Raw genomic sequence first — 24,138 nt, forward strand, 5'->3', positions numbered from 1 at the left:
GCCGACCGGAGCCGCATCGGCGCGCGCGCGGCTCGCGCTTGAGGGCTCGCGCCGTCGGGTTCAGCCCACGGCGACCGGAGCCGATTCGGGGACCCCGCCGCCGCGGACTATGCTCGGGAGCCAGCATGATCATCTCGCAGACGCCGTACCGCATCAGCTTCGCCGGCGGTGGAACGGATCTCCCGGCCTTCTACCGCGAGGAGTACGGAGCGGTCCTGTCCACGGCGATCGATCGCCACATGTACGTCACGGTCGGCACGCGCTTCGACTCGACGATCCGCGTCGCGTACTCGACGACGGAGGTGGTCGAGACGGCCGCGCAGCTCAAGCACACGCTCGTGCGCGAGGCGCTCGCGATCACCGACCTCGACCGCGCGCTCGAGATCACGACGATCGGCGACGTGCCCGCCGGCACCGGCATGGGCTCGTCGAGCGCGCTCGCCGTGGGCCTGCTGACGGCGCTCTATGCCTACAAGGGGCGCGCGGAGGCGCCCGAGACGCTGGCGCGACAGGCGTGCGAGATCGAGATCGACCGGCTCGGCGCGCCGATCGGAAAGCAGGACCAGTACGCCGCCGCCTACGGCGGGCTGCAGTACATCCGCTTCAACCCCGACGAGACCGTGCACGTCGAGCCCGTGCCCGGGAGCGCCGCGATGCTCGAGGCGCTCTCCGACCACGTGCTGCTGTTCTACACGGGCGGGACGCGCGACGCGAATCAGCTGCTCTCCGAGCAGTCGCGCGCGACGGCGCGCAAGCTCGACGTCCTGCGGCGCATGCGCGACATCGCGGGCGAGCTGCGCGACGTGCTCGGCGCGAGCGACTCGCCGCGCTTCGACGTCTTCGGCGCGAAGCTCGACGAGGCGTGGGAGCTCAAGCGCTCGCTCACCGGGAGCATCTCGACGCGCACGATCGACGACTGGTACGCGCGCGGCCGGCGCGCCGGCGCGTACGGCGGGAAGCTGCTCGGCGCGGGCGGCGGCGGCTTCCTGATGCTGTTCGCGCCGCGCGACCGCCACGGCGCGATCCGCGAGGAGCTCGGCCATCCGAAGGAGCTCCCCGTGCGCTTCGACCCGCGCGGCTCGCGCGTGATCTTCATCGGGAACCGGCGCTAGGCGACCCGACGCATGGCGCGCACCCTCGTCCTCGCCGCCGGTCTGGGCACGCGGCTGCGGCCGCTCACCGACCGCGTTCCGAAGTGCCTCGTGCCGGTCGCCGGGCGGCCGCTGCTCGACTACTGGCAGGACGCGTTCGCGCGCGACGGCCTGCTCGACGCGCGCATCAACGTGCACGCCCACGCCGAGCAGGTCCGCGCGTGGGTGGCGGCGCGCAACGCCGAGGGCCCGGTGGCGTGGAGCGTCTTCGAGGAGCCGGCGCTCCTCGGCTCGGGCGGCACCCTGCGCGCGAACCTCGCGTGGCTCGAGGGCAGCGACGACGGCGTCTTCGTCGTCGTGTACGCGGACAACGCGAGTGCCGTCGACTTCCGCGCGCTGCTCGCCTTCCACCGCGAGCGCGCGGCCGAGGTCACGATGGCGCTGTTCGACGCCCCGGACCCGCGCGCCTGCGGCATCGCGACGCTCGACGCGGAGGACCGGATCGTCGACTTCGTCGAGAAGCCGAGCGCACCGGCCTCGACGCTCGCGAACGCGGGGATCTACGCGGTGTCGACGGGCGCGCTCGACGAGGCGCTCGCGAACGCAGTTCCGAAGGGCGCCGTCCTCGACCTCGGCCACGACGTGCTGCCGCGGCTCGCCGGGCGCATGCACGGCTTCCGGATCGACGGATACCATCGCGACGTCGGCACGCCCGAAGCGCTCGCGGAGATCGAGCGCGACGTGCGCGCGGGCGCACTCCGCGCGCGCGCGCAGGCGCGCACTGCGGAAGGGAGAGCACGGTGAGGATCCTCGTGACCGGCGGAGCGGGCTATGTGGGCAGCTTCGCGGCCCGCCACCTGATGCGGAAGGGCCACCACGTCGTCGTCCTCGACAACCTGTGTCAGGGGCACCGCGGGACGCTCCCGGCCGAGGTCCTCGTCGTCGGCGACATCGCCGACCGCGCGCTCTTCGGCCGGCTGCTCGACGAGCACCGCATCGAGGCCGTGATGCACTTCGCGGCCGCGACGAACGTCGCCGAGTCGGTCGAGAACCCCGCCTACCACTACCGCAACAACACCGTGAACACGCTCGGCATGCTCGAGACGATGATCGAGCACGACGTGCGCCGGATCGTCTTCTCGAGCACGGCGGCGACGTACGGCGAGACCGACGAGATGCCGCTGCGCGAGGACGCGCCGAAGAACCCGGTCTGTCCGTACGGCTACTCGAAGCTCGCGATCGAGTGGATGATCCAGGACTTCTCGCACGCCTACGGGCTGTCGTACGCGATCCTCCGCTACTTCAACGCCTCCGGCGCCGCGCCCGACGGCGCGCACGGCGAGGACCACGCACCCGAGACGCACCTGATTCCGCTGGTCATCCAGGCGATGACGGGAAAGCGGCCCGAGGTGCAGCTCTTCGGGAGCGACTATCCGACGCGCGACGGGACGGCGCTTCGCGACTACGTCCACGTCGACGACCTCGCGCTCGCGCACGAGCTCGCCGTCGAGTGGTGCCCGGCCCCCGGGTCGAAGCCGGGCGGCGGCATCTTCAACATCGGGACGGGCAGCGGGAACACCGTGCTCGAGGTCGTGCAGGCGCTCGAGCGCGTGACCGGCGAGAAGGTGCCGTACCGCATGGCCGCGCGGCGCCCCGGCGATCCGGCGCGCCTCGTCGCGAGCAACGACCGGCTGCGGGACGTGCTCGGCTGGCGGCCGGCCTACACCGAGATCGACGCCGTCGTCGAGACGGCGTGGAAGTGGCACCGCGCGCACCCGAACGGATATGGCGACTGAGCGCGCGACGGCCGGACGGCCGCGCGTCTCACTCGCGGACCGAGCCCCGCTCGAGCGCGAGGAACTGCGTGAGGCAGTGCATCAGGCTCTGGTGCGTGTCCTCCGCGATCCCGTAGTTCTCGACCGGGATCCACACGCACACGTCGGCCATCGTCGCGAGCTTGCCGCCCTTGAAGCCCGTGAACGCGACGGTCGGGATGCCGCGCTCCTTCGCGTACGCGCAGGCGGCGACGACGTTCGGCGAGTTGCCGCTCGAGCTCACCACGAGCAGGGCGTCCCCCGGCTTCAGGTAGTACTCGAGCTGGCGGCTGAAGACGTGGTCGTAGCCGATGTCGTTGCCGAGCGCGGTGAGCATCGCGTTGTTGGCGGCGAGCGAGATCGAACGGATCGGCGGCACGCCCTTCGCGTGCGTCCCCTTCGTCGTGTCGCAGACGGTGTGATCGGAGATCGACGCGCTGCCGCCGTTGCCCGCCACCCAGAGCGTGCCGCCGCTCTCGGCGACGCCCTGGAACACGCCGAGCACGCGCGCGAGCGCGTCGCGGTCGAAGGCCTGGAGGGCGGCGGCGAAGCGCGCGTAGTAGTCGTCGATGAAGGCGCGGAAGTCGTGGGCGCTCATGCGGGGGAGGGCTCCGTCGTCGTGGCGGCGGCGCTCGAGCGCGCCGGGTCGCGGGGGCGCAACGATATCGAAGGAGCGCGCGCGTGACTGAACCCCGCGTCTCCTTCGTGGTGATCGGGCTCGACGAGGCGGCCCGTCTCGGCGACGCGCTCGCGTCGCTCACCGCGCAGGGGCTCCCGCGGCACGAGGTGGAGATCCTCTACGTCGACTCCGGCTCGCGCGACGGATCGCCCGAGATCGCCGCGCGCGCGGGTGTCGACGCGGTGCTCCACATCGAGCGCGCCGGAGCGAGCGCGGCGCGCGCCCGCAACGCCGGGCTCGCGCGGGCGCGCGGCGCACTCGTGCAGTTCGTCGACGGCGACACGTGCATCGCCCCCGGCTGGGTCGCGGCGGGGAGCGCCGCGCTCGCGGCCGATCCGGAGCTCGCCGGCGTCGAGGGATCGCTCGTCGAGGCGCGCCCGGCCGCGAACCTCTACCACGCCGTGTGCGAGCTCGACTGGCCGGCGGGCGAGGGCACGGTCGACTTCGTCGGAGGCAACGCGCTCTACCGTCGCGAGGCGATCGCCGCCGCCGGCGGCTTCGACGAACGCATGCGCGTCGGCGAGGAGCCCGAGCTCGGGTTCCGGCTGCGGCAGGCCGGCTTCGGGTTCCGGCGGCTGGATCACCCGATGGCCGTGCACGACCTCGACCTGCGCGGGCTCGGCGACTACTGGACGCGCGGGCGCAAGAGCGGGCTCGCGTGCGGGTGGGTCGCGCTCGCGACGGGCGGTGCGACGCGCGGCTACTGGAGCGAACGCGTGCGCGCGACCCTCGTGCACGCAGCGTGGCAGGTGCTGCCGGTCGCGGCGGGCGTCGCTGCGCTTCCCGCGAGCCCGCGCCTCGCCGCCGTGCTCGTCGCGGCTCCCCTGCTCGCACTCGCGCTCCTCGGCGCGCGCAAGGCGCGGCGCGTCGCGCACGCGCGCGGCGTCGGCCTCGGTCGCGCGCTCGCCTACGGCCTGCACGCGTACCTCTACAAGATCCCGAGCGCGGTCGGCGTGCTCCAGGCACTCGCCTCCCGCCTTCCGCCGCCCGCGCCCTCGCGCGCGTACGTCGCGGAGGCCCCGCCGCAATGAGGGAAGCCGTCGACATGGCGCGCGCGCACGACGCGGCGGCCGTGCAGCCCGTCTCGGTCGTCGTTCCCGCGCACGACGAGGAAGCCGTCATCGAGCGCTGCCTGCGCGCGATGCTCGAGGGAGCGGAGCCGGGCGAGCTCGACATCGTCGTCGTGGCGAACGGCTGTCGCGACGCGACGGCCGCGCGGGCGAGGGCGGTCGCCGCGGAGCATCCCGGCGCCGTCCGCGTCGTCGAGCTCGAGCGGCCGTCGAAGCACGGCGCGCTCGTCCGCGGTGATGCGGAGGCACGCGGGTTTCCGCGCTTCTTCGTCGACGCGGACGTCTCGCTCCCGCTCGCCGCGCTGCGGAGCGTGGCCGCCGTGCTGCGGCGGGGCGAGGCGCTCGTCGCCGCTCCGCGCATGCAGGTCGATCTCGGGGAGAGCTCGTGGGCCGCGCGCGCCTACTACCGGGTCTGGATGCGCCTTCCCTATCACCGCAGCGGCACGATCGGCTCGGGCGTCTACGCCCTGTCCGAGGCCGGGCGGGCGCGCGTCGGCCCCTTTCCCGACATCATCAGCGACGACGGCTACGTCCGGCTCTGCTTCGCGCCAGCAGAGCGCGCGAGCATCGCCGGGGCCACCTTCACGATCACCGCGCCGCGCGACCTGGCCGGCGTGCTGGCCGTGAAGACGCGCAGCCAGAAGGGCTGGCGACAGCTGCGGGAGCAGTTCCCGGCGCTCGTCGCGAACGACGGCAGCGACTACGGCGGAGCGCTCGGTCCGCTGCTCGCCGACGTCCGCGTCTGGCCCGCCCTCCCGGTCTACGCCCTCGTCGCCGCCATCACGAAATTCCGCGCCTGGCGCCTGAACCGCTCGGGGCGGCTGGCCGATTGGGAGCGCGACGAATCGTCGCGTCGACCACAGGCAGGCGGGGAGCGCGACGAGTCGTCGCGTCGACCACAGGCAGGCGGGGAGCGCGACGAATCGTCGCGTCGACCACAGGCAGGCGGGGAGCGCGACGAGTCGCGATGAATCCGATGGAGTCGATGGAAGCGAATCCGACGAGCCCGCCCCCCGCGTCCGCGGGCGGGCGCACCACGGCGCGCATCGCGCGCACGAGCGCGGGCGACGCGCACACGCGCGAGCTGATCGCGCGGCTCGTCGACGTCTCGCAGCGCGGCCTCCCGCGCATGTTCGATCGCGACGAGCGGATCTTCGTGCACTGCCTGCGCCGCGACGCCGCGGGCACCATCGCACCCGAGGGCCAGAGCCTCCGCTACTCGGCGATCGTGCTGCTCGGCGCGCGCTGGCTCGACGACGACCAGCAGCGCGCGCTCTTCGCGGGCGAGACGGCGCGCGAGTTCGCGTCGCGCGCGCTCGCACACGCACGCGACACGGACGACCTCGGCGACGCCTCCCTGTGCGCCTGGGCCGCGTTCGAGCTCGGCCATCCCGATGCCGCTCGCGCCCTCGAGCGCGCGCTCGCGCTCGAGTCGAAGCAGGCGAGCCCGTTCACCGTGGAGCTCGCCTGGCTCGTCTCGGCGCTCGCCGCAGCCCCGGGATCGAGCCGCGAGGGAACGGCGCGCCGCATCGCCCACCGCCTCCTCGAGGGCTTCTCCGCGCACGCGCGCGTCTTTCCGCACCGCGTGGGCGAGCCCAGGCCCGGCTTCCGCGCGCACGTCGCGTGCTTCGCCGACCAGGTCTATCCGATCCAGGCGCTCTCGCGTCTGCACCGCCGCTACGGTGCCGACCGGGGGCTCGACGCCGCTTCCCTCTGCGCGGCGCAGATCTGCGAGGTGCAGGGCGAAGGCGGCCAGTGGTGGTGGCACTACGACGCGCGCACGGGTGCCGTCGTCGAGGGCTATCCGGTCTACAGCGTGCACCAGGATGCCATGGCGCCGATGTGCCTCCTCGACCTCGAGGAGGCCGGCGGGCCGTCGTTCGGCGACGCGATCCGGCGCGGCCTGCAGTGGATGGCCGAGGCGCCCGAGATCGGCCGCAGCCTGATCGACGACGCGGAATCCGTGATCTGGCGGAAGGTCGCGCGCATCGGCCCCAACAAGTCGATGCGCGCCGTCCGGGCGGCCGCCTCGCGCGTGCGCGAGGACCTGCGTCTGCGCTTCCTCGACCCGGCCTTTCCGCCGCGGGCGGTCGACTGGGAGTCCCGGCCGTACCATCCCGGCTGGGTGCTCCACACGTGGCTGAACGAATCCTGAACGAAGGCGCGACCGGGCCCGCGACGCGAGACGGCGCTGCGCGCGGGAACGAGCCGATCGCGGCCGCGTTTCCCGTGCGCGACGTCCTCGGCGTCGGCGTCCACGCCGCGACCCTCGCCGAGGTCGTCGCGCGCTGCGAGCGCGCGATCGATCGCGGCGAGCGCATCCTCCTCGGCGTCGTGAACGCCGCGAAGCTCGTGCACATGCGCAGCGACGCCGTGCTGCGCGACTCCGTCGTGTCGGCCGACCTCGTGCTCGCGGACGGCATGTCCGTCGTCTGGGCGAGCCGCTTCCTCGGGGCGCCCCTTCCCGAGCGCGTGACCGGCATCGACCTCTTCGAGCACCTCGTCGCGAGCGCCGCCCGGCGCGGCGATTCGATCTACCTGCTCGGTGCGAAGCCCGAGGTGCTCGCGCGCACTGCCGCCGCGCTCGAAGCGCGCCACCCCGGGCTTCGCATCGCGGGCACGCGCGACGGCTACTTCCGCGACGACGAGTCCGCAGCCGTCGCCGACGCGATCCGCGCGTCGGGCGCCGCGATGCTCTTCGTGGGCATGAGCAGCCCGAAGAAGGAGATCTTCCTGGCCCGCCACGGCGCCGCGCTCGGCGTCGCCGTGTGCCACGGCGTCGGAGGGTCGTTCGACGTCGTCGCGGGCGTCACGCAGCGCGCGCCGCTCGCCTGGCAGCGCTCGGGGCTCGAGTGGCTCTACCGGCTGCTGCAGGAGCCGCGTCGCATGTGGCGGCGCTACCTGGTGACGAACACCGCGTTCGTCGCCCTCGTGCTGCGCGCGCGCCTCGCGCGGGCGCTGGGACGTTAGGTGGAGCCGGCCGCGGGCTCCGCACAGATCCGCTGCGCGGTCGTCGTCGTGAACTACCGGACGCCCGACCTCGCGCGCGCCGCCGTCGAGAGCGCGCTCGCCCAGATCGACCGCCGGCGCGACCGCATCGTGCTGGTCGACAACGCATCGGGCGACGACTCGCTCGCGCGGCTCCGCGGGGCGGCGAGCGAGGCGGGATGGGGCGCCGCCGTCGAGATCGTCGCGTCGCCGCGCAACGGCGGGTTCGCGGCGGGAAACGAGCTCGGTCTCGCACGCGTGCGCTGCGAGCGCGCGCTGCTGCTGAACAGCGATGCGCGTCTGGAGCCGGGGGCGCTCGACGCCCTGCACGCCGCGCTCGACGCGCGTCCGGACGTCGGCATCGCGGGGCCGCGCATCGTCGACGGCGACGGGCGGCTCCAGCAGAGCGCCTTCCGCTACCGCACGCCCCTCGGCGAGCTCGTCGAGTCCGTCGATCTCGGTTGGCTCCGCCGCCTGCTGCGCCCCCACGACCCCCTGCTGTCGCCGTCCGTCGACCGGCCGAGCGACGCGCCCGAGTGGCTGAGCTTCGCCTGCGTGCTCGTCCGGGCCGAGGTCTTCGCGCGCGTGGGGCCGCTCGACGACGGCTACTTCCTGTACTTCGAGGACCTCGACTTCTGTCGACGCGCTCGCGAGGCGGGCTGGCGGCTCCTCTACGAGCCCGCCGCCGTGGTCGTGCACGACGAGGGGCGCAGCTCGTCGACGCCGGTCGGCAGCCCGACCGCCGCGGCCCGCCCGGCCTACTACTACGAGGCGCGCGCGCGCTACTTCGCGCGCTTCTACGGCCGCGCCGGCCTCGTGGCGGCGAACCTGCTCCGGCTCGCCGGGCTCCCGGTCGCGCTCGCGCGTGCGGCCGTCGGCCGTGCGCGCCCGACGCACGCGGCGGGCGAGTGGCGCGACGTGTGGCGCGGGCTCGCGGCGCGCGTCCCCGCGCGGCGCCTCGGGCCGCGCGCAGGTGCCGCGACGTGACGCCCTACGTGCTGCTCGACCGCGATGGAACGCTCGTGCACGACGAGGGCTACACGCACCGCGTCGCGGACTACGCCCTGCTCGACGGCGTCGTCGAGGGGCTGCGTGCGCTCGCGGCCGGCGGGTTCCGCTTCGCCATCGTCACGAACCAGAGCGGGATCGGACGCGGCTACTACAGCGAGGACGAGTTCGCCCGCTTCCAGTCGCACCTCGTGGCCGATCTGGCCCGACAAGGGGTCGCGATCGACGCGACGTTCCACTGCCCGCACGCGCCGAGCGCCGCATGCGCGTGCCGCAAGCCGGCCGCCGGCCTGATGGACCGGATCCGCGCCGCGCTCGACATCGACGTCGCGCACAGCTGGATGGTCGGTGACAGCGAGCGCGACGTCGGGTTCGCGCGCAACGCGCGGCTCGCCGGCGCGGTGCTGCTGCGCGCGGACGCGAGCGCGGCGCCGCGGGTCGCACGCGACCTCCGCGAGGCCGCCCGACACATCCTGTCGGCGACGCGCGCGGCCGCCGTCGCGGGCCGCGACGCGCCGACGGCCGACTAACGACGCGGTCGGAGCGGGGCGGCGACGAGCGCCAGCGCGGGCACGGCGATGGGAACCACGACGTGGAGCCAGGTCTGCGCCGCCACCGCGCCGCCGCGCGGGCTCGCCGCGATCGCGAGCGCCGCGGCGACCGCGGCGAGCTGGAATGGAAAGGCGGCGATCGCGCCTCCGAGGCAGAGTCGCAGCGCGTGCGCGGGCTTCGCGCCGACGGCGAGAGCGCGCGCATAGCCGGCGCCCGCGAGCCACCAGGCGAGCGCGAGGCCCGCGTCCTCCGCGACGAGGCGGATCGACGTCGCACCGCGCGGGGCCACGAGCGCGTCGGCGAACGAGAGCCACGTCCGTTCGAGCACGGGGCTCGGCAGCGCGGCGACGAAGTGGGGCAGGGGCACGAGCCAGATCGCCAGCACGGCCGCGCGCGGGGTGGGGCGCCCGGTGCGGAAGGCGAGGCCGAGCACCCCGAGCGGCAGCGCGAGGCGGCCGAAGCGGGGCCAGTCGGCCGCCGCGAGGAGCGCCCCGGCCACGCCGGCCACCCCCGCGAGCGCGAGCCCGAGCGCCGGTGCGCGCGGCGGCTCACGGCGCGCGCGCGCCGCGGCCACGACGAGCGCGACCGCGAAGAACAGACACGGCGTCGCGAAGGCGTTCGCGGCCGCGTGGCGGACGAGATCGACGAGAACGGGCGAGAGGGCCGCGGCGAGGGCGAGCCCGGCGACCGCGGAGGACGGCGGCGACGGCGCCCGTTCGTCAGCCGATGTGGGCAACGGAGCCGAGCTCGGGCAGCCCGGTGATCTTCTCCGCCTGGTCGCTGTGCACGAGGACGGGATCGAGGAACTCGCGGAAGAGCCCCGCCCCCAGCGCGAGCCCGAAGATCGCCGCGATTCCCGTCAGGATGCGCCGCGTGCGAGAGCTCTCCGGAGTGCGCGGCGGGAAGGCGCGGTCGAGGATCGAGACCTGCGCGCCCTGCTGGGCGTTCTCGAGCGTCTGCGCGAGCTCGGCGGCGTTCACCTTGCGCAGGAAGTCGAGGTACTTCTCGCGCGACACGCTGGCCTTCTCCGTCAGGGCGGCGAGCTCCTCGCCGCGCTTCGGCGTGCGCGCGACGCGCGAGTCGAGCACGGCGAGCTCGCCCTCGACGTTGGCGAGCTGCGTGCGCAGCGTGGCGATCTGCTGCTGCGCGCCGAGCACGAGGGCGCTGTGCGACGTGCCGAGGCTCGTCGAGCCCGCGACCGCCGCTTCGAGCGCCTCGATCTGGCGGCGGAGCGCGATGACGGTCGGGTGCTCGTCGGTGTGGACGGCGAGCTCGGCGTCGTAGCGCTGGCGGAGCGCCGCGAGTCGCGCCTCGGGCGAGTTGGGATCGTTCGTCGCGGGCAGCGTCGCGATGCGCGCCTCCGCGTCCATGATCTGCACTTCGAGCGACTGCTTCTGCTGCTGCAGGCGCTCGAGCTTCTGCAGGTTCGCGCCGAGCTCGCTCGGCAGCTCGCCGCGGTACTGCTCGTTGAACTCGGCGATGGCGCGGTTCTGCTCGCGCAGCAGCTCCTCCGAGCGCTTGAGCTCCTGTCGCAGGAAGCGGCTGATCTCCTCCGCGCGCTCCATCCGCGACTGGATGCCCGCCTCGAGGAAGAGGCCGGCGAGGCGGTTCGCGACCGCGGCCGCGACCTTCGGATCGTCGGCCTCGTACGAGATCATGTAGACGCGCGCCGTCTCGCCCGTGTTGTGGCGCTGCCCGCCCTGGGCCTGGATCGTGATCTTCGAGCGCATGGTGCCGACGACTTCCTCGAGCGGCATCTGCGCCCGCATGTCGCCGTAGAGCTCGAACTCCTCGATCAGCGCGACGAGCTTCTGGCGCGACAGCACCTCGCTCACCATCGCGTTGAGCCGCGAGAACGGGTCCTCGGGCACGGTCGTGCGGACGAACTCCTGCGGGATCTGCTGACTCGCGACGAGGATCGACGCCTTCGCGACGTAGACGGGCTTCCAGGTGGCCACGAGGAACGCCGTGACGCCGACCCCCACGAGCGCGCCGAGGCAGATCCAGCGCCAGTGGCGCGTGAGGATCCCCATCGGGTCGCGGAGGAAGTCGGGTACGCCGCCGCCGCCCTCGAGGTCCTGCTCGTCGATCGCCATGTGCTTCCTCGGGTCGCCTACTTCGCGCCGCGCGGCGGCTTGCGCGGCCCCGCGTCGGGCCCGTAGTAGCCGTAGTTCTTCGCGTGACGCGTCGGGCGGGAGTCGTTCATGAAGGTGCCGAGCAGCTTCCCGGCCGGGATCGTCGCGACCATGGTCCGGAAGGCCTCCCGCTTCGTGCGGCGCGAGCGCGCGACCGCGACGGCCCCGCCGACGTGCGGGAAGAGCAGCTCGGTGTCGGGCACGAGCATGAGCGGCGCCGTGTCGATCACGATGATGTCGTAGCGCCGCTCGAGCTCGCGCAGCACGGCTCCCACGCGGGGCTCGGCCAGCTCGCGGTGCGGCTCGAGCAGCGGGTGCGCCGTCGGGTAGACGTCGAGCGCGGCGAGGTCGGTCCGCAGGCGGACGTCGTCGAGGTCGGCGTCGCCGGCGAGCAGCGACTCGAGGCCGGCGCGCGGCTCGATGCCGAGCGCGCGCGCGACGTTCGGCCGCCGCAGATCGAGGTCGACGAGCGCGGTCGTCCGCCCCCCCGCCATCGACGCGTAGGCGAGGGCCAGGTTGCACGCGGTCGTCGTCTTGCCCTCGTGGCGGAGCGCACTCACGACCATGACGCTCTTGATGTGTCGCGCCTCGAGCTCGCGCGCGAGGCGGATCGCGAAGTGGCGGTAGGACTCGGCGCGCGGGTCGTCGCCCTCCACGATCACGGCGCGCGCCGCCCAGGCGCCTCGGCGGTCGCGCGGGATCTCGACGTCGCAGCGCTTGGGCGTCTCGAGCGTCGCGTCGGCGGGCGCCGACGCTTCGACCGGCGCGGCCTCCGGTGCGTCGCCGCTCGGAGCCTCGCGGTCGGCCGCGCGCGCGTAGACCGGCTCGCGCTCCTCGGCCGTGCGGCGCTTCGGTGCGGCGACACCGTCCTCGCGAGCCCTGCGCAGCGCGTCGGCGATCTCTCCCACTAGCGTTCGGCTCCCACCTCGCCGGGCGTCATCGACGTTCCGATCGTGCGGATCGTAGTCATCGACTTCGCCTTGCGCTCGACGAGCTCGCGGGTCGCGGGGCGCTGGTCCGCCGCGTAGGCGGCGAGCAGCACGCGATCGGCGAGCAGGCTGATCAGTCGCGGGCAGCCGTGGGAGAACGCGAAGAAGGCCGGCTCGACACCGGGCTCGAAGACGTCCTCGAAGCGACCGCCCGCGACGGAGAGGCGATGCGCGAGGTAGTCGTGGACGTCGGCCTCGGCGAGCGGCTCGACGTGGTGCTCGATCGCGATCCGCTGGCGGAGCTGGCGGAGCGACGGATGCGAGAGCTTGCGCAGCAGCTCGGGCTGCCCGGTGAGCACGATCTGCATGAGCTTCTCGGTGTCGGTCTCGAGATTCGAGAGGAGGCGCACCTCTTCGAGCGCCGCGGCGTCGAGGTTCTGCGCTTCGTCGATGATGAGCACCGTGTTGCGGCGGGCGCGCAGCCGCTCGAGCAGCATCCGGTTGAGCGCGATCAGGTAGTCCGCCTTCGTCTGCATCGCGCCCTCGAGGCCGAACTCGGCCGCGATCAGCTTCAGCAGGTCGAGAGGGGAGAGGTCGATCGTGTTGAGGATGAGCGCGGTGTCGGTGTCGGGGGGGATCTGGTCGAGCGCAGCGCGCAGCAGGGTCGTCTTGCCGGTCCCGACCTCGCCCGTGAGGAGCAGGAACCCCTTGTGCCGCGTGATGCCGTAGACGAGCGCGGCGAGGCCTTCCTTGTGGGTGTCGGAGAGCCACAGGAACCGCGGATCGGGCGTCAGCGAGAAGGGCGGCTCTTTGAGGCCGAAGAAGGCTTCGTACATGCGGCTTCCTTGTCGTCACCCGACACGCGTTCGATGATAGGTGCGCTCGCGGCCCGTCACCCGCAGTGAGTGCCGCCGACCGCGGCGAGGTAACACCCCCTCTGCCGGGCCTGCAGTGCCGAACGAGCGGGCGAGCTCCGACCCCGGGCCGCCCTGATCGGATCCGGTGAAAACCTAATTCAAAGTGGCTGGACACCCCCGGACACCATGGTATACACCGGGGTCGGCGGCGGTTTCATCCTTTCTTCATCGAGCGAGGGGCGGTTCGAGGCATCGGGTCGTGCGACACCGTGCACGGCGATCGAGGCGGGCCGGCTGCTGCGCAGGTTCCTTCACGCCGGGCGGCACGAATGCCCACGAAACGGCCACTCGCTTGCCCTCGCGCGCGATGATGGAGCGGTGAGAGTCACCTCCGGGCGGCCGCGGCGGTGCGTGCACCTGGCACGCCGCTTGCGCTCGTCCGGCGACGACACCGGACGCAGCGAGGCGGCCCGAGCCCGCCGAGCACGGTGCGGTAGCCCGCGCGGGAAGGACGGCGGAACCGCAGCCGCAGCGAGAAGGAACCTACGGCGAGGATGCTGAAGGAGCGCGGACGACAGCTGCACCTGGCGTTCATGGTGATCGACGCGGCCCTCACGGTCGGGTTGTTCGCCTGGGTGGCGCGCCAGATGATCCGCCGGCCCGAGACGGTGACCGAGGTGGGTCTCGTGACCCTCCTCGCGCTCGCCGCGATCTCGGGTCTCGCGTGGCCGCTGATCCTCGGGCGCTTCGGGATCTACGAGTCGCAGCGGCGCGACGCCCTGAGCCAGACCTTCGCGCGCCTCCTCGCCGGGAACGGCCTCGGCGCGCTCCTGCTCTCGGGCCTCGCCGCGCTGCTCGACGCGCCGCTCGCCCCGGCGTTCCCGCTCGTGTTCGCGACCACGACGTTCTTCGCGCAGGCGACGCTGCGCGCCGGCCTCTACGGCGTCCTCCACGTCGCGCGCCGCACGGGACACAACACGCGCACCGTCGTCGTGATCGGCGCCGGACCGCGCGCGTCGCGGGCCCTCGCGACGATCGACCAGCACCCGGAGTGGGGCCTGCGCGTGCTCGGCTTCGTCGACGACGGCGAGCCCGGCTTCGCGCCGCACGTCCCGGTCGAGCTCATCCACAAGATGGTCGAGCTGCCGGGCCTCCTGCGGGACTCGTCCGTCGACGAGGTGCTGGTCGCGTGCCCGCGTTCGATGCTCGACTCGCTGGTCCCGGTCGTGCGCGAGTGCGCCCAGATCGGCGTGCCCGTCACGCTCCTGACGGACCTGTTCGGCGACGAGCTCCCGCCGCCGCGCGTGGGCCGCTTCGACTCGCTCGGGACGGTCACGTTCGCGCCCGTGCACCACAACGAGATGGAGCTCGCCGTGAAGCGCGGCGTCGACATCGCGGGCGCGACGCTCGGGCTCCTGCTCGCCGCGCCGGTCGTCGGGCTCGCGGCGCTCGCGATCAAGCTCGACGACGGCGGGCCGGTGCTGTTCCGGCAGTGGCGCTGCGGCCTGAACGGCCGTCAGTTCCCGATGCTCAAGCTGCGGACGATGGTGCCGGACGCCGACCGCATGAAGGCCGACCTGCTCCACCTCAACGAGCTCGACGGTCCGGTGTTCAAGATCAAGGACGACCCGCGCGTGACGCGCGTCGGGCGCGTGCTGCGCAAGTGGAGCATCGACGAGCTCCCGCAGTTCTGGAACGTGCTGATCGGCGAGATGAGCCTCGTCGGTCCGCGCCCGCCGACACCCGACGAAGTCGTGTTGTACGAAGGCGGCGATCGCCGCCGCCTGTCCATGCGTCCGGGTCTCACGTGTCTGTGGGCCGTGGCGGGACGAAACCAGATCCGCTTCGACGAGTGGATGCGACTCGATCTCGAGTACATCGACACGTGGGATCTCGGCCAGGACTTCCGCATCCTGGCGCGCACGATCCCCGCGATCCTCAGCGGACGCGGCGCGAGCTAGGCGGTCAGAAGACGCGCGTCGCGATGTTCGCCGCCGAAGCGCCGGGCCCGGCGATCGACGTGAACGGGAACAGGATCGACTGGATCAGGTAGCCGAACTGCCCGAGCGGGGTCGGCCGGACGACGATGATGTCGCCGCCCTCGAGCAGCACGTTGGTCGACAGGTCGCCGCGCTGGATGGCCGCCATGTTCACGCGCATGACGGTCGTCTGCTCGCCGTCGGTCCGGATCAGCCGCACGCGGCTCTCCCATGCGAGGAAGCCCATGCCGCCCTGGCGCGCGATCGCATCCGCGACGCGGGTCTGCTGGGTGAGCGCCACCGTGCCTTCGCGCCCGACCTCGCCGAACACCGCGACGACGTTGCTCTGCGCGCGCTCGACCGCGACCGTCACGCGCGCGTCGCGCTTGAAGCGCGCGATCCGCTGCTCGATGTCGGTCGCGATCTCCTCTGTCGTGCGATCCGCGGCCTTCACGTCGCCGATCAGATCGAACGTGATGTAGCCGTCGGGTCGCACCGTGGCGGTGCGCTGGATCATCGGATCCGGAAGCACGCGGATGTCGAGGACATCGGGCGCGCCGATGCGGTAGGCGGAGGGAATCGGAGCGACGGGCGGAGGCGCCGAGGCGCAGCCAGCGAGGAGTGCCGTGGCGACGGCGACGGCGACGCGTCGCATGGCCACGTGGTGGGCCGGTGAGCCGATCCGGATTCGCACGCTTCCCCCTCCGTCGACGCCCGCGTCGAATCGGGCCGGCCGCATGGTACCGGCGCCTAACGGCGCGTCGTGTGGGGACACACCGGCACCCGACGATGCGTGGCGAGGAGTCGCCCGCTCAGTGCGCCTGGTACAGGAAGCAGGTGTGCCCGATCTGGATCTCGTCGCCGTCCTGGAGCTCGGCCGAGCGCACGCGCTTGCCGTTGACCTTGGTTCCGTTCGTCGACTGCAGATCCTCGATCACGTGACCGCCGGTGGTCTCGTCGGCGAGGATCACCGCGTGCTCGCGACTGATGCCCTCGTCGAGCAGCGTGATGTCGGTCGTCGGATTGCGGCCGATCAGCGTCTCGTCCTTGCCGAGCTCGTAGGTCATGCCGGCGAACTCGCCGTTGCGGATCTCGAGTCGTGCCACTGGCGTACCCACAGCCCTGGTCATGAACGCGCGCCCCTCCCGGTCGGTGCGCTCGGCGCACCGCGGCACCCGCGCATCTTCGGTTGGCACGCGCGGCTGCTTGAGAGGTGCGACCACCGTGCGCGTCGCGCTCACAGCCTCCGGTTGCGGAGCGACGGGACGGCGCGGCGCGCGCGCTCGATCGCCGCAGGGTCGCAGTCGGCGACGAGCACCGTCGGCTCGTCGCCCGCTCGTGCGAGCACGCCTCCCCACGGATCGACGACGAGCGAGTGGCCGAAGCTCGCGCGGTCGGGGCCATGGTGGCCGCACTGCGCGGGAGCCAGCACGAAGCACTGGCTCTCGATCGCACGGGCGCGCAGGAGCACCTCCCAGTGCGCGGCGCCCGTCTCGCGCGTGAATGCGCTCGGCACGCAGAGCCAGCGCGCGCCCGCGTCGACGAGGCGCCGGTACAGCTCGGGGAAGCGGAGGTCGTAGCAGATCGACAGGCCGACCCCGCCGAACGGCGTCGCGACGACGATCGGATCGCGGCCGGGAGCGTAGACGTCCGACTCTCGGAAACGGCCGCTGCCATCCAGGTCGACGTCGAACAGGTGGATCTTCCGGTACCGCCCGGCGACGCGGCCGTCGGGAGCGAGCACGAGCGTCGTGTTGTGCAGCCGGCCGTCGCGCGCGGGCTCGGGGATGCTCCCGCCGAGCAGCCAGACGCCGCGCTCGCGCGCGACCTCCGACAGCCACCCGGCGACGCGCGTCGCGAGCGCTCCGGGCTCCGGGATGCGCGCGCCCTCGCGCCGCAGGAAGGCGAACGCCTCGGGGAGGGCGACGAAGGCCGCTCCGGCCGCCACGCCCTCGTCGATGCCGGCGCGCGCGGCCGCGAGGTTGCGCTCGACGTCGTCCGTCGAGGACAGCTGCACGAGCGCGACGCGCACCGGCGCTTCCCGATCTAGGAGCGGAAGTCCTGCGGGTCGACGCCCGTCCTGCGGATGACGTCGTAGAAGTCCTTGCGGTCCTTCTTCGCGAGGCGCGCCGCGCGGCTGATGTTGCCGCCACAGCGTCGCAGCAGACTCTCGACGTAGCGCGTCTCGAACGCGCGCTTCGCCTCCTTGAACGACGGGATGTCGTCGCCCTCGGTCGCGAGCATCAGCGCCTCGATCGAGATCGCGCCTCCGCCCGCCAGGCGGAGCGCCTGCCGGACGCGCTCGCGCAGCTCGCGCACGTTCCCGGGCCACGGCTCCTCGACGAGCCAGCGGCGCGCCTCCGCCGTGAAGCCCACCGGCGCGACGCCCTGCTGCTCGGCGAACTGCGCCAGGAACTGGGCGGCGAGCGCGGGGATGTCCTCGACGCGCTCGGCCAGCGACGGAACCTCGATCTCCGTCCAGCCGCCGGGCACGGAGGCTCCGTCGTCGACCGCGATCAGGATGCGGGCGCGCAGCGGCGCCGCCTCGGCGAGGCCGTCGCTGCGATAGGTGCCTTCCTCGACGGCGCGGACGACCGCGCCGCGCGCGGCATCGCTCAGCAGCCCGAAGTCGCGCAGCAGGAGCGTCCCGTCGCCCGCGCGCTCGAGGGCTCCGCCGGGATGGAAGATCTCGGCGATCTGCCGGGAGACGGCGATCGCCGCGATCGACAGGTCGACGAAGGGCGCCGCCTCTCGCGCGCTCCATCCGTGGATCGCCCGCGCGAGATGCGTGCGGCCGGTGCCCGGAGCGCCGACGAGTGCGACCGGCCCGCGAGCGCGCGCGGCCGCCGTCGCGAGATCGACCGCGCGCATGATGGCCGCGCTCGAGCCCACGATGCGCTCGGCGACCCGCCGCTCTCCGGCGGCCGGCGACGGCCGCGATGTGGCAGACTCGGCGGCGTCGGCTGCAACGCCCTCCGTCGATCGCGATTCGCTCATGGCCCGATCACCCCGTAGGCGGTTTCCCGACTGGCGGCGAAAATTATTTAGATATCGGAAACTTGTCAATCCTTTTTGCGAGTCGATGAAGGTGCCGGCCCGCGGTGGGGCCCATCCTGGGGCCGCGCCCGGCTCCGGATTCTAGCGAGGCCAGCGCGCCGAGGAGTTCGCCCATCACTCGAAGGCAGGGGCTCGAGAAGGCGGGAATCCAGATCCTTTCCGACGCGGTGATCGACCAGATCGCCGCCGGCGAGGTGGTGGAGCGGCCGGCGTCCGTCGTGAAGGAGCTGGTCGAGAACGCGATCGACGCCGACGCGTCGCGCGTGCGCGTCGAGGTGCGCGAGGGCGGCCTCGCGTGGATCGCGGTGACCGACGACGGCGTCGGGCTCTCGCCCGCCGACGCGCACCTCTGCCTGCAGCGGCACGCCACGAGCAAGCTCACCGGCGCAGCCGACCTGATGCACATCGCAACATTCGGATTCCGCGGCGAGGCGCTGCCCTCGATCGCCTCCGTCTCGCGCATGCGGCTGCGCACCCGGCTCCGCGGGTCGCAGGGCGCGGGCTACGAGATCCGCCTCGACGGCGGGCGCGTCGCGGGCGAGGGCGAGGTCGGCGCACCGGAGGGCACCCGCATCGAGGTCGCCGACCTGTTCGCCAACGTGCCCGCGCGCCGCAAGTTCCTGAAGGCCGCGACCACGGAGTGGACGCACGTCGCCGATCGCATGACGCGCTTCGCGCTCGCCCTGCCGGGCGTGCACTTCGAGCTGCAACGCGACGACCGCGCGCCCGTCGTGTGGCCCGCCACGGCCGAGCCGCTCGACCGCGTCGCGGCCGTGCTGTCCGAGCCCGAAGCGCGCGCGCTCGTCGCGACGGCGTACGAGGACGCGAGCGCCCACGTCGAGGCGTTCGTGTCCACGCCCGAGCACACGCGCCCGAACACGAACGGCCTCTACCTCTTCGTGAACGGCCGACCGGTGCGCGACCGGCTCGTGCGCCAGGCCGTGCTCGAGCCCTATCGCGACTGGCTCCCGCGCGGTCGGTTCCCGACCGCCGTCGTCTTCCTCACCGTCCCGACCGAGCGCGTCGACGTGAACGTCCACCCCGCGAAGTGGGAGGTGCGGTTCGCCGAGCCGCGCGACGTGCACCGCGCCATCCGCCGCGCGATCCGCGCCGCGATCGCCGAGCGCTCGTGGCTCGGCGGGGGAGGGCGCGCGCCCGGGCTCGCCGGCGCGGGGCGCGTCGAGGACGCGCCGGGCGCGTCGCCCTCGGCCGACGCCCTCGGCACCGCGCGCCGCCGCGACGGCGCGCGCGCGGACGCGACGACGGACTGGATCTTCGCGCCGCACGCCGGGTCGGCCGACGCAGCAGCTGCGAACGCCGCCGGCCGCGATGCGGCCGCGGAAACGGCGGCGCGCGGGCTCCGCTTCGCCGACCTGCGTCCGATCGGGCAGCTGCGCGCGAGCTACCTGCTCGTCGAGGGCGACGAAGGGCTGCTCCTCGTCGATCAGCACGCCGCGCACGAGCGCATCCTCTACGAGCGGTTGCGCTCCCAGGCGCTCGGCGGCGGCGTCCAGGCGCAGGGCCTGCTCGCACCGGCGCTCGTGCGGCTCGACCCCGCGGCGGCCGCCGCTCTCGGCGAGCACGCCGAGGCGATCGCGCGGCTCGGCTTCGACGTCGAGCCATTCGGCGACGCAGCGGTGCTCGTGCGCGCGGTTCCGTGCGAGCTCGCGGGGCGGTCGCCCGAGGCGCTCGTCGGCGAGCTCGCGCGAGAGCTCGCCGACGAGGGCGTGCGCGGCGACGCCGGCGACCAGGCCGCGCGCTGGCTGCCCGTCCTCGACCGGCTGTTCGCGACCCTCGCGTGTCACGCCGCGCGCCGCTTCGGCGACGTGCTCCCGCCCGACGAACAGCGGGCACTGTTGCGCGGCCTCGACGACATCCCGTGGTCGCCGACCTGCCCGCACGGGCGCCCGGTCGCCGTCGCCGTCGACTTCGCCGACATCGAGCGCCGCTTCGGCCGGCGCTGAGCACACGGCGCGTCGGCTACGCTCGGCGCCCCATGAGCGAGCGACCTTCGAGCACGGACGCAGCGGCGGGCCCCGTCGTCGTCGTCACCGGACCCACCGCGGCGGGCAAGACCGACGTCGCGATCGACGTCGCGCGCCGGTTCGACGGCGAGGTCGTGAACGCCGACTCGATGCAGGTCTTCCGGTACATGGACATCGGGACCGCGAAGCCCACCCTCGAGCAGCGCGCCGCGGTTCCGCACCACCTGTTCGACGTCGTGACGCCCGACGTCCCGTACAGCGCGGGACGCTATGCGCGCGAGGCCCGCGGCGTCGCCGAGGCGATCTTCGCGCGCGGGCGCGTCGTCGTGCTGGCGGGCGGGACGGGGCTCTACATCCGCAGCTTCCTCGACGGATTGATCGCGACGGGGCCGCCCGACGCCGCGCTCCGCGAGCGGCTCGAGCGCGAGCACGCGACGGCGGTCGCGCAGGGCGACCCGCTGCGCCTCTACGAGCGGCTCGCGAGCGCCGATCCGGAGGCGGCCGCGCGCATCCATCCGAACGACGCGCGCCGCACGGTGCGCGCGCTCGAGATCCTCGAAGGGGCGGGGCGCCCGGCGTCGCGCGTGCGCGACGCGCACCGCTTCGCGGACCGACGTTATGCGCGCCTGCACCTCGCGCTCGATCCGGGACGCGACGCCGTGAACGAGCGGATCGACGCGCGCTGCCGGGCGATGATCGACGCGGGGCTCCTGCGCGAGGTGCGGTCGCTCCGCGATCGAGGCTACGGCCCGGAGCTGCGTCCCATGCAGGCGATCGGCTACCGCCACGTGAACCCGGTCGTCGACGGGCTCGACACGCTCGCGAACGCGCTCGTCGCGATGCAGAAGGACACGCGGCAGTTCGCGCGGCGGCAGCGCACGTGGCTGCGCGCGGTGCCGGAGGCCGAGTGGCTCGACCCGCGCGACGTCGACCGCGTGCTCGCGCGCGTCGAGCGCTTCCTCGAGGGCGAGCAGCGCGCGCGCGCTTCGGCCTGAGCCGGAGCGGAGCCCGGGCTCAGAAGCCGGGCTGCGTGTAGTTGATCCCGAAGCGGTAGCCGTCGTCGAGGATGTCGCTGTCGAACTCGAACAGCGCGGACGCGTCCGTGACCGGGTCGAAGAGCGGCTCCATGTCCGTCTCGACGAACACGAGCGGGATGCCGGGGATGACCTCGATCGCGCCCGTCGCGGCGCGGATCACCGAGCACCCGAGCTGCAGGCCGACCGCGTAGAACCAGGCCGGGATCGGGTAGAAGCGGCGCACGCCCGGCGAGTCGTCGATGTTCTGGAGGTTCTCGCGGATCCCGACGAAGCTCGAGATCGGCGCGAGGGCCGCGTCGAGCGGCGCGAGCGCGATGTTCGAGAGCCCGCGGACGAGCGTCTGCGGGCTCGCGGCGGCGGGCCCGGCGGTCGCGAGCGCGAGGACGACGGCGAGGAGCCCGCAGGCGCGAGAGCGGCGAGGGCGGTTCGGGATCGGCACGCGTTCGACCTCCGCACGCGCGGGCGGCCCGGTCGGAGGCCGGGAGCGGGCGCGTCGGGCGAGGCTACGAGCCCGCTCGATTCGTTGTCAAGCGAGCGTCCGCGTGCGGGGTGCCCGGCGCGCCGCGGCGCGCGGCTACTCTCGCGCCCGTGACCGCTCCTCCCTCCGCTTCCCCGTCCCCTCGATCGGCGCGCGGCCGCACGCCGATCGTCGCCGTCGTCGGCCGCCCGAACGTCGGCAAGTCGACGCTCTTCAACCGCTATGCGGGCCATCCGCGCGCCCTCGTCGCCGACGAGCCCGGGCTCACGCGCGACCGCATCGTCGAGGAGATCGAGGTCGCCGGCCGCCGCGTGCTGCTCGTCGACACCGCGGGCCTCGACCCGGACGCCGAGGACGCGCTCGGCGCGGCCGTCCAGCGGCAGGCGCGCTCGGCCGTCGACGAGGCCGACGCGATCCTGTTCGTCGTGGACGGCAAGGCGGGTCTCCTGCCGGAGGACGCGGAGATCGCGCGCACGCTCCGCCGCGCGGACAAGCCGCTCGCGCTCGCGGTCAACAAGATCGACGTGCCCGCGCACCGCGAGCGCGTCCACGAGTTCCACGCGCTCGGGCTCGGCGAGCCGCACGCGATCTCGGCCGAGCACGGGACGAACGCGTGGGACGCGCTCGAGGAGCTCGTCGCGCGCCTTCCCGCGGAGACGGAGGAGCCCGACGCGCCGGACGACGGCGCGATCCGGGTCGCCGTCGTCGGGCGTCCCAACGTCGGCAAGAGCTCGCTCGTCAACCGGCTGGCGGGCGCCGATCGCGTCGTCGTGTCGGAGGTCGCGGGCACGACGCGCGACGCGATCGACATCCGCATCGAGCGCGCGGAGGCCGAGGGCGACGAGCCCGCGGCGCTCGTGCTCGTCGACACCGCCGGGCTCCGGCGCGCGGCGAAGCGAAGCGAGCACGTCGAGCGCGGCAGCGCGCTGATGACGACGCGCTCGCTCGAGCGCGCGGAGGTCGCGCTGATCGTGATCGACGCGAGCGAGGGCGTCGGCGACCAGGACGCGCGCATCGCGAGCCTCGTCGTCGAGAGCGGCTGCGCCGCCATCATCGTGCTCAACAAGTGGGATCTCGTCGACGCCGAGCAGGCCGAGCGCGTGCGCGGCGAGGTCGCCCGCGCGCTGCGCTTCGCGCCCGACTTCCCGATGGTCGCGCTCTCGGCGAAGACGGGCGCGCGCGCGCCGCGGGTGTGGCCCGCCATCGCGCGCGTGCACGCGGCCGCGGGCCGACGCGTGGCGACGGGCGAGCTCAATCGCTGGCTCGAGGAGACCGTCGTCAAGCACGAGCCGTCGATGGCGCGGCGCGGCTCGCGGCGCCGGCCGATCAAGTTCTTCTACGCCACCCAGACCGGGACGCACCCGCCGACGTTCGTGCTGTTCTGCACCGAGCCGCGCGCCGTGCTGCCGTCCTACGTGCGATTCCTCGAGAACCAGCTGCGCGCGAGCTTCGACTTCGCCGGCACGCCGGTGCGCCTGCGCCTGCGCTCGCGCGGTCGCGGCGACTGAGCGCGGCGGGTTCCGCGCCCGAACGGCTCCGATACACTGCGCGGCCGTCTCGACCCCCGGAAAGCGCAGGAGAGGACGCACCCCGTGAGCGCCCGCGAGAAGACCGAGAGTCCCGCGAAGACCGCCCGTCGGACGACGGCGCCCGAGAGCGCGGCCATCACGTTCGAAGGCCTGCAGAGCCGCGGCGAGAAGCTCGCCGAGTGGATCGGTGCGAACCCCGCGCCGATCCTCGGAACGCTGGCCGCCGTCCTCGTCGTCGCGGCCGTGATCGGCTTCGTCGAGTCGAGCCGCAACGAGGCCAGCCAGGAGGCGGCCCTCGCGCTCGCGACGGTCCAGACGGACTACCGCGCGGCGATGGGCGCGCAGCCGGGCGACACGGCGGTGCCGGAGCCCGCGAACCCGGAAACCGCGCGCCGCGTGCGCACGGACTACGCCGAGCGCTTCGCGAAGGTCGCCGTCGAGTACGCGGGCACGCCCGTCGGCGCGATGGCGTCGCTCGAGCGCGGCGCGCTCCAGCAGGAGCTCGGGGACGCCGCCGGCGCGATCGCGACCTGGGACGAGGCGGCGCGCCGCGCGACCGGCGCCATCCGGGGCATCCTGCTCACGCGCGTCGGCGAGGCGCGCGAGTCTGCGCACGATCCCGCCGGCGCGGCCGAGAGCTACGAGCAGGCCGGCGCGATCGCCGACTTCCCGCTGCGCCACCGCGCGCTCGCCGACGCCGCGCGCTGCCGCGCCGACGCGGGCGAGAACGACGCCGCCATCGCGCTCCTGCAGCGCCTCGAGTCCGAGGCGCCGGACTACGCGATCCCGGCTGCGATCGGCACGCGCCTCGCCGAGCTGCGCGCCGCCCGACAGACGGACTGATCGCGGGCGGCGCGATCCCGCGCGTCAGCGCGGGATTCCTCCGGGCGCGGCGCGCGCGCGCGCCGCGGACCCATCCCGAGACGCGGCGAGGCCCGGCACCACGACCG

Annotated in this window: 24 protein-coding genes; 14 read left to right on the plus strand and 10 right to left on the minus strand. The window is 73.8% G+C overall.

The genetic code is table 11. The features are described 5' to 3' along the window. Positions 1-125: 125 nt before the first annotated feature. From R3E88_19615 to galE, 3 genes are read left to right on the plus strand one after another with little or no spacing between them, the layout of a single operon-like run. Complete coding sequence (locus tag R3E88_19615) at positions 126-1,112, plus strand: GHMP kinase (protein MEZ4218690.1); 987 nt, start codon at positions 126-128, stop codon at positions 1,110-1,112. Between the two features lie 12 nt (positions 1,113-1,124). Continuing rightward, complete coding sequence (locus R3E88_19620; protein MEZ4218691.1) at positions 1,125-1,895, plus strand: nucleotidyltransferase family protein; 771 nt, start codon at positions 1,125-1,127, stop codon at positions 1,893-1,895. Positions 1,896-1,903: 8 nt separating this feature from the next. After that, on the plus strand, positions 1,904-2,887 hold the full coding sequence (galE, locus tag R3E88_19625) for a UDP-glucose 4-epimerase GalE (protein ID MEZ4218692.1): 984 nt from the start codon (positions 1,904-1,906) through the stop codon (positions 2,885-2,887). A 28-nt stretch (positions 2,888-2,915) separates the two neighbouring features. Here the strand turns inward: galE and R3E88_19630 are convergent, their stop codons facing one another. Further along, the gene (locus R3E88_19630; protein ID MEZ4218693.1) at positions 2,916-3,503 is read right to left on the minus strand and encodes an SIS domain-containing protein; all 588 of its coding nucleotides are present in this window, start codon (positions 3,501-3,503) and stop codon (positions 2,916-2,918) included. A gap of 83 nt (positions 3,504-3,586) precedes the next feature. Here R3E88_19630 and R3E88_19635 point away from each other — a divergent pair, with 83 nt between their 5' ends. From R3E88_19635 to R3E88_19660, 6 genes are read left to right on the plus strand one after another with little or no spacing between them, the layout of a single operon-like run. Further along, positions 3,587-4,615: a glycosyltransferase family A protein gene (locus tag R3E88_19635; GenBank protein MEZ4218694.1), complete on the plus strand. Its 1,029-nt coding sequence runs from the start codon at positions 3,587-3,589 to the stop codon at positions 4,613-4,615. Continuing rightward, a complete protein-coding gene (locus R3E88_19640) occupies positions 4,612-5,625 on the plus strand; it encodes a glycosyltransferase (protein MEZ4218695.1) in 1,014 nt (337 codons plus the stop codon). Before R3E88_19635 ends, R3E88_19640 begins: the two co-directional genes overlap by 4 nt. 5 nt (positions 5,626-5,630) lie before the next feature. Beyond that, on the plus strand, positions 5,631-6,809 hold the full coding sequence (locus R3E88_19645) for a hypothetical protein (GenBank protein ID MEZ4218696.1): 1,179 nt from the start codon (positions 5,631-5,633) through the stop codon (positions 6,807-6,809). Further along, positions 6,791-7,624, plus strand: a complete 834-nt coding sequence (locus tag R3E88_19650) for a WecB/TagA/CpsF family glycosyltransferase (protein ID MEZ4218697.1) — start codon at positions 6,791-6,793, stop codon at positions 7,622-7,624. The genes R3E88_19645 and R3E88_19650 overlap by 19 nt, the downstream gene beginning before the upstream one ends. Next, positions 7,625-8,629, plus strand: a complete 1,005-nt coding sequence (locus R3E88_19655) for a glycosyltransferase family 2 protein (protein ID MEZ4218698.1) — start codon at positions 7,625-7,627, stop codon at positions 8,627-8,629. After that, a complete protein-coding gene (locus R3E88_19660) occupies positions 8,626-9,180 on the plus strand; it encodes an HAD family hydrolase (GenBank protein ID MEZ4218699.1) in 555 nt (184 codons plus the stop codon). The genes R3E88_19655 and R3E88_19660 overlap by 4 nt, the downstream gene beginning before the upstream one ends. On the opposite strand, the gene R3E88_19665 is transcribed toward R3E88_19660, so the two are convergent. The 4 genes from R3E88_19665 to R3E88_19680 are packed head-to-tail and all read right to left on the minus strand — an operon-like array spanning position 9,177 to position 13,102. Then, complete coding sequence (locus R3E88_19665) at positions 9,177-9,938, minus strand: hypothetical protein (GenBank protein MEZ4218700.1); 762 nt, start codon at positions 9,936-9,938, stop codon at positions 9,177-9,179. The two genes, R3E88_19660 and R3E88_19665, sit on opposite strands and share 4 nt — an antisense overlap. Next, positions 9,922-11,298: a hypothetical protein gene (locus R3E88_19670; protein MEZ4218701.1), complete on the minus strand. Its 1,377-nt coding sequence runs from the start codon at positions 11,296-11,298 to the stop codon at positions 9,922-9,924. The genes R3E88_19665 and R3E88_19670 overlap by 17 nt, the downstream gene beginning before the upstream one ends. Positions 11,299-11,315: 17 nt before the next feature. Next, positions 11,316-12,245, minus strand: coding sequence for an AAA family ATPase (locus tag R3E88_19675; GenBank protein ID MEZ4218702.1), 930 nt, complete (start codon positions 12,243-12,245; stop codon positions 11,316-11,318). Continuing rightward, positions 12,245-13,102: an AAA family ATPase gene (locus R3E88_19680; GenBank protein ID MEZ4218703.1), complete on the minus strand. Its 858-nt coding sequence runs from the start codon at positions 13,100-13,102 to the stop codon at positions 12,245-12,247. Before R3E88_19680 ends, R3E88_19675 begins: the two co-directional genes overlap by 1 nt. Before the next feature lie 575 nt (positions 13,103-13,677). Here R3E88_19680 and R3E88_19685 point away from each other — a divergent pair. Next, positions 13,678-15,084 carry a sugar transferase gene (locus R3E88_19685; protein ID MEZ4218704.1) on the plus strand — a complete coding sequence of 469 codons (1,407 nt, stop codon included), beginning with the start codon at positions 13,678-13,680 and terminating at the stop codon, positions 15,082-15,084. Positions 15,085-15,088: 4 nt separating this feature from the next. On the opposite strand, the gene R3E88_19690 is transcribed toward R3E88_19685, so the two are convergent. The 4 genes from R3E88_19690 to R3E88_19705 all read right to left on the minus strand — a co-directional run bounded on the left by R3E88_19690 (position 15,089) and on the right by R3E88_19705 (position 17,994). Next, positions 15,089-15,796, minus strand: coding sequence for a polysaccharide biosynthesis/export family protein (locus tag R3E88_19690; GenBank protein ID MEZ4218705.1), 708 nt, complete (start codon positions 15,794-15,796; stop codon positions 15,089-15,091). Between the two features lie 118 nt (positions 15,797-15,914). Further along, positions 15,915-16,208 (minus strand): FHA domain-containing protein, encoded by a 294-nt coding sequence (locus tag R3E88_19695; protein MEZ4218706.1) that lies wholly within the window; start codon positions 16,206-16,208, stop codon positions 15,915-15,917. 131 nt (positions 16,209-16,339) lie between these two features. Next, entirely contained in the window at positions 16,340-17,134 is a 795-nt protein-coding gene (locus R3E88_19700; protein MEZ4218707.1) for a carbon-nitrogen hydrolase family protein, read from the minus strand. A gap of 14 nt (positions 17,135-17,148) precedes the next feature. Beyond that, the gene (locus R3E88_19705) at positions 17,149-17,994 is read right to left on the minus strand and encodes a sigma 54-interacting transcriptional regulator (GenBank protein MEZ4218708.1); all 846 of its coding nucleotides are present in this window, start codon (positions 17,992-17,994) and stop codon (positions 17,149-17,151) included. A 209-nt stretch (positions 17,995-18,203) separates the two neighbouring features. Here R3E88_19705 and mutL point away from each other — a divergent pair, with 209 nt between their 5' ends. Together mutL and miaA are read left to right on the plus strand one after the other, a co-directional pair. Further along, positions 18,204-20,123 (plus strand): DNA mismatch repair endonuclease MutL, encoded by a 1,920-nt coding sequence (gene mutL / locus R3E88_19710; protein ID MEZ4218709.1) that lies wholly within the window; start codon positions 18,204-18,206, stop codon positions 20,121-20,123. A 32-nt stretch (positions 20,124-20,155) separates the two neighbouring features. Further along, positions 20,156-21,139, plus strand: coding sequence for a tRNA (adenosine(37)-N6)-dimethylallyltransferase MiaA (miaA, locus tag R3E88_19715; GenBank protein MEZ4218710.1), 984 nt, complete (start codon positions 20,156-20,158; stop codon positions 21,137-21,139). 19 nt (positions 21,140-21,158) lie between these two features. On the opposite strand, the gene R3E88_19720 is transcribed toward miaA, so the two are convergent. Further along, positions 21,159-21,620: a hypothetical protein gene (locus tag R3E88_19720; protein MEZ4218711.1), complete on the minus strand. Its 462-nt coding sequence runs from the start codon at positions 21,618-21,620 to the stop codon at positions 21,159-21,161. A gap of 149 nt (positions 21,621-21,769) precedes the next feature. Between R3E88_19720 and der the strand changes: the two genes are divergently transcribed. Both der and R3E88_19730 read left to right on the plus strand, forming a co-directional pair. Next, positions 21,770-23,167, plus strand: coding sequence for a ribosome biogenesis GTPase Der (gene der, locus R3E88_19725; protein ID MEZ4218712.1), 1,398 nt, complete (start codon positions 21,770-21,772; stop codon positions 23,165-23,167). An 84-nt stretch (positions 23,168-23,251) separates the two neighbouring features. Beyond that, a complete protein-coding gene (locus R3E88_19730) occupies positions 23,252-24,031 on the plus strand; it encodes a hypothetical protein (protein ID MEZ4218713.1) in 780 nt (259 codons plus the stop codon). Positions 24,032-24,138: the final 107 nt, after the last annotated feature.

It is taken from the genome of Myxococcota bacterium, from assembly GCA_041389495.1.
In the GTDB taxonomy this organism is placed as follows: domain Bacteria; phylum Myxococcota_A; class UBA9160; order UBA9160; family UBA4427; genus JAWKRT01.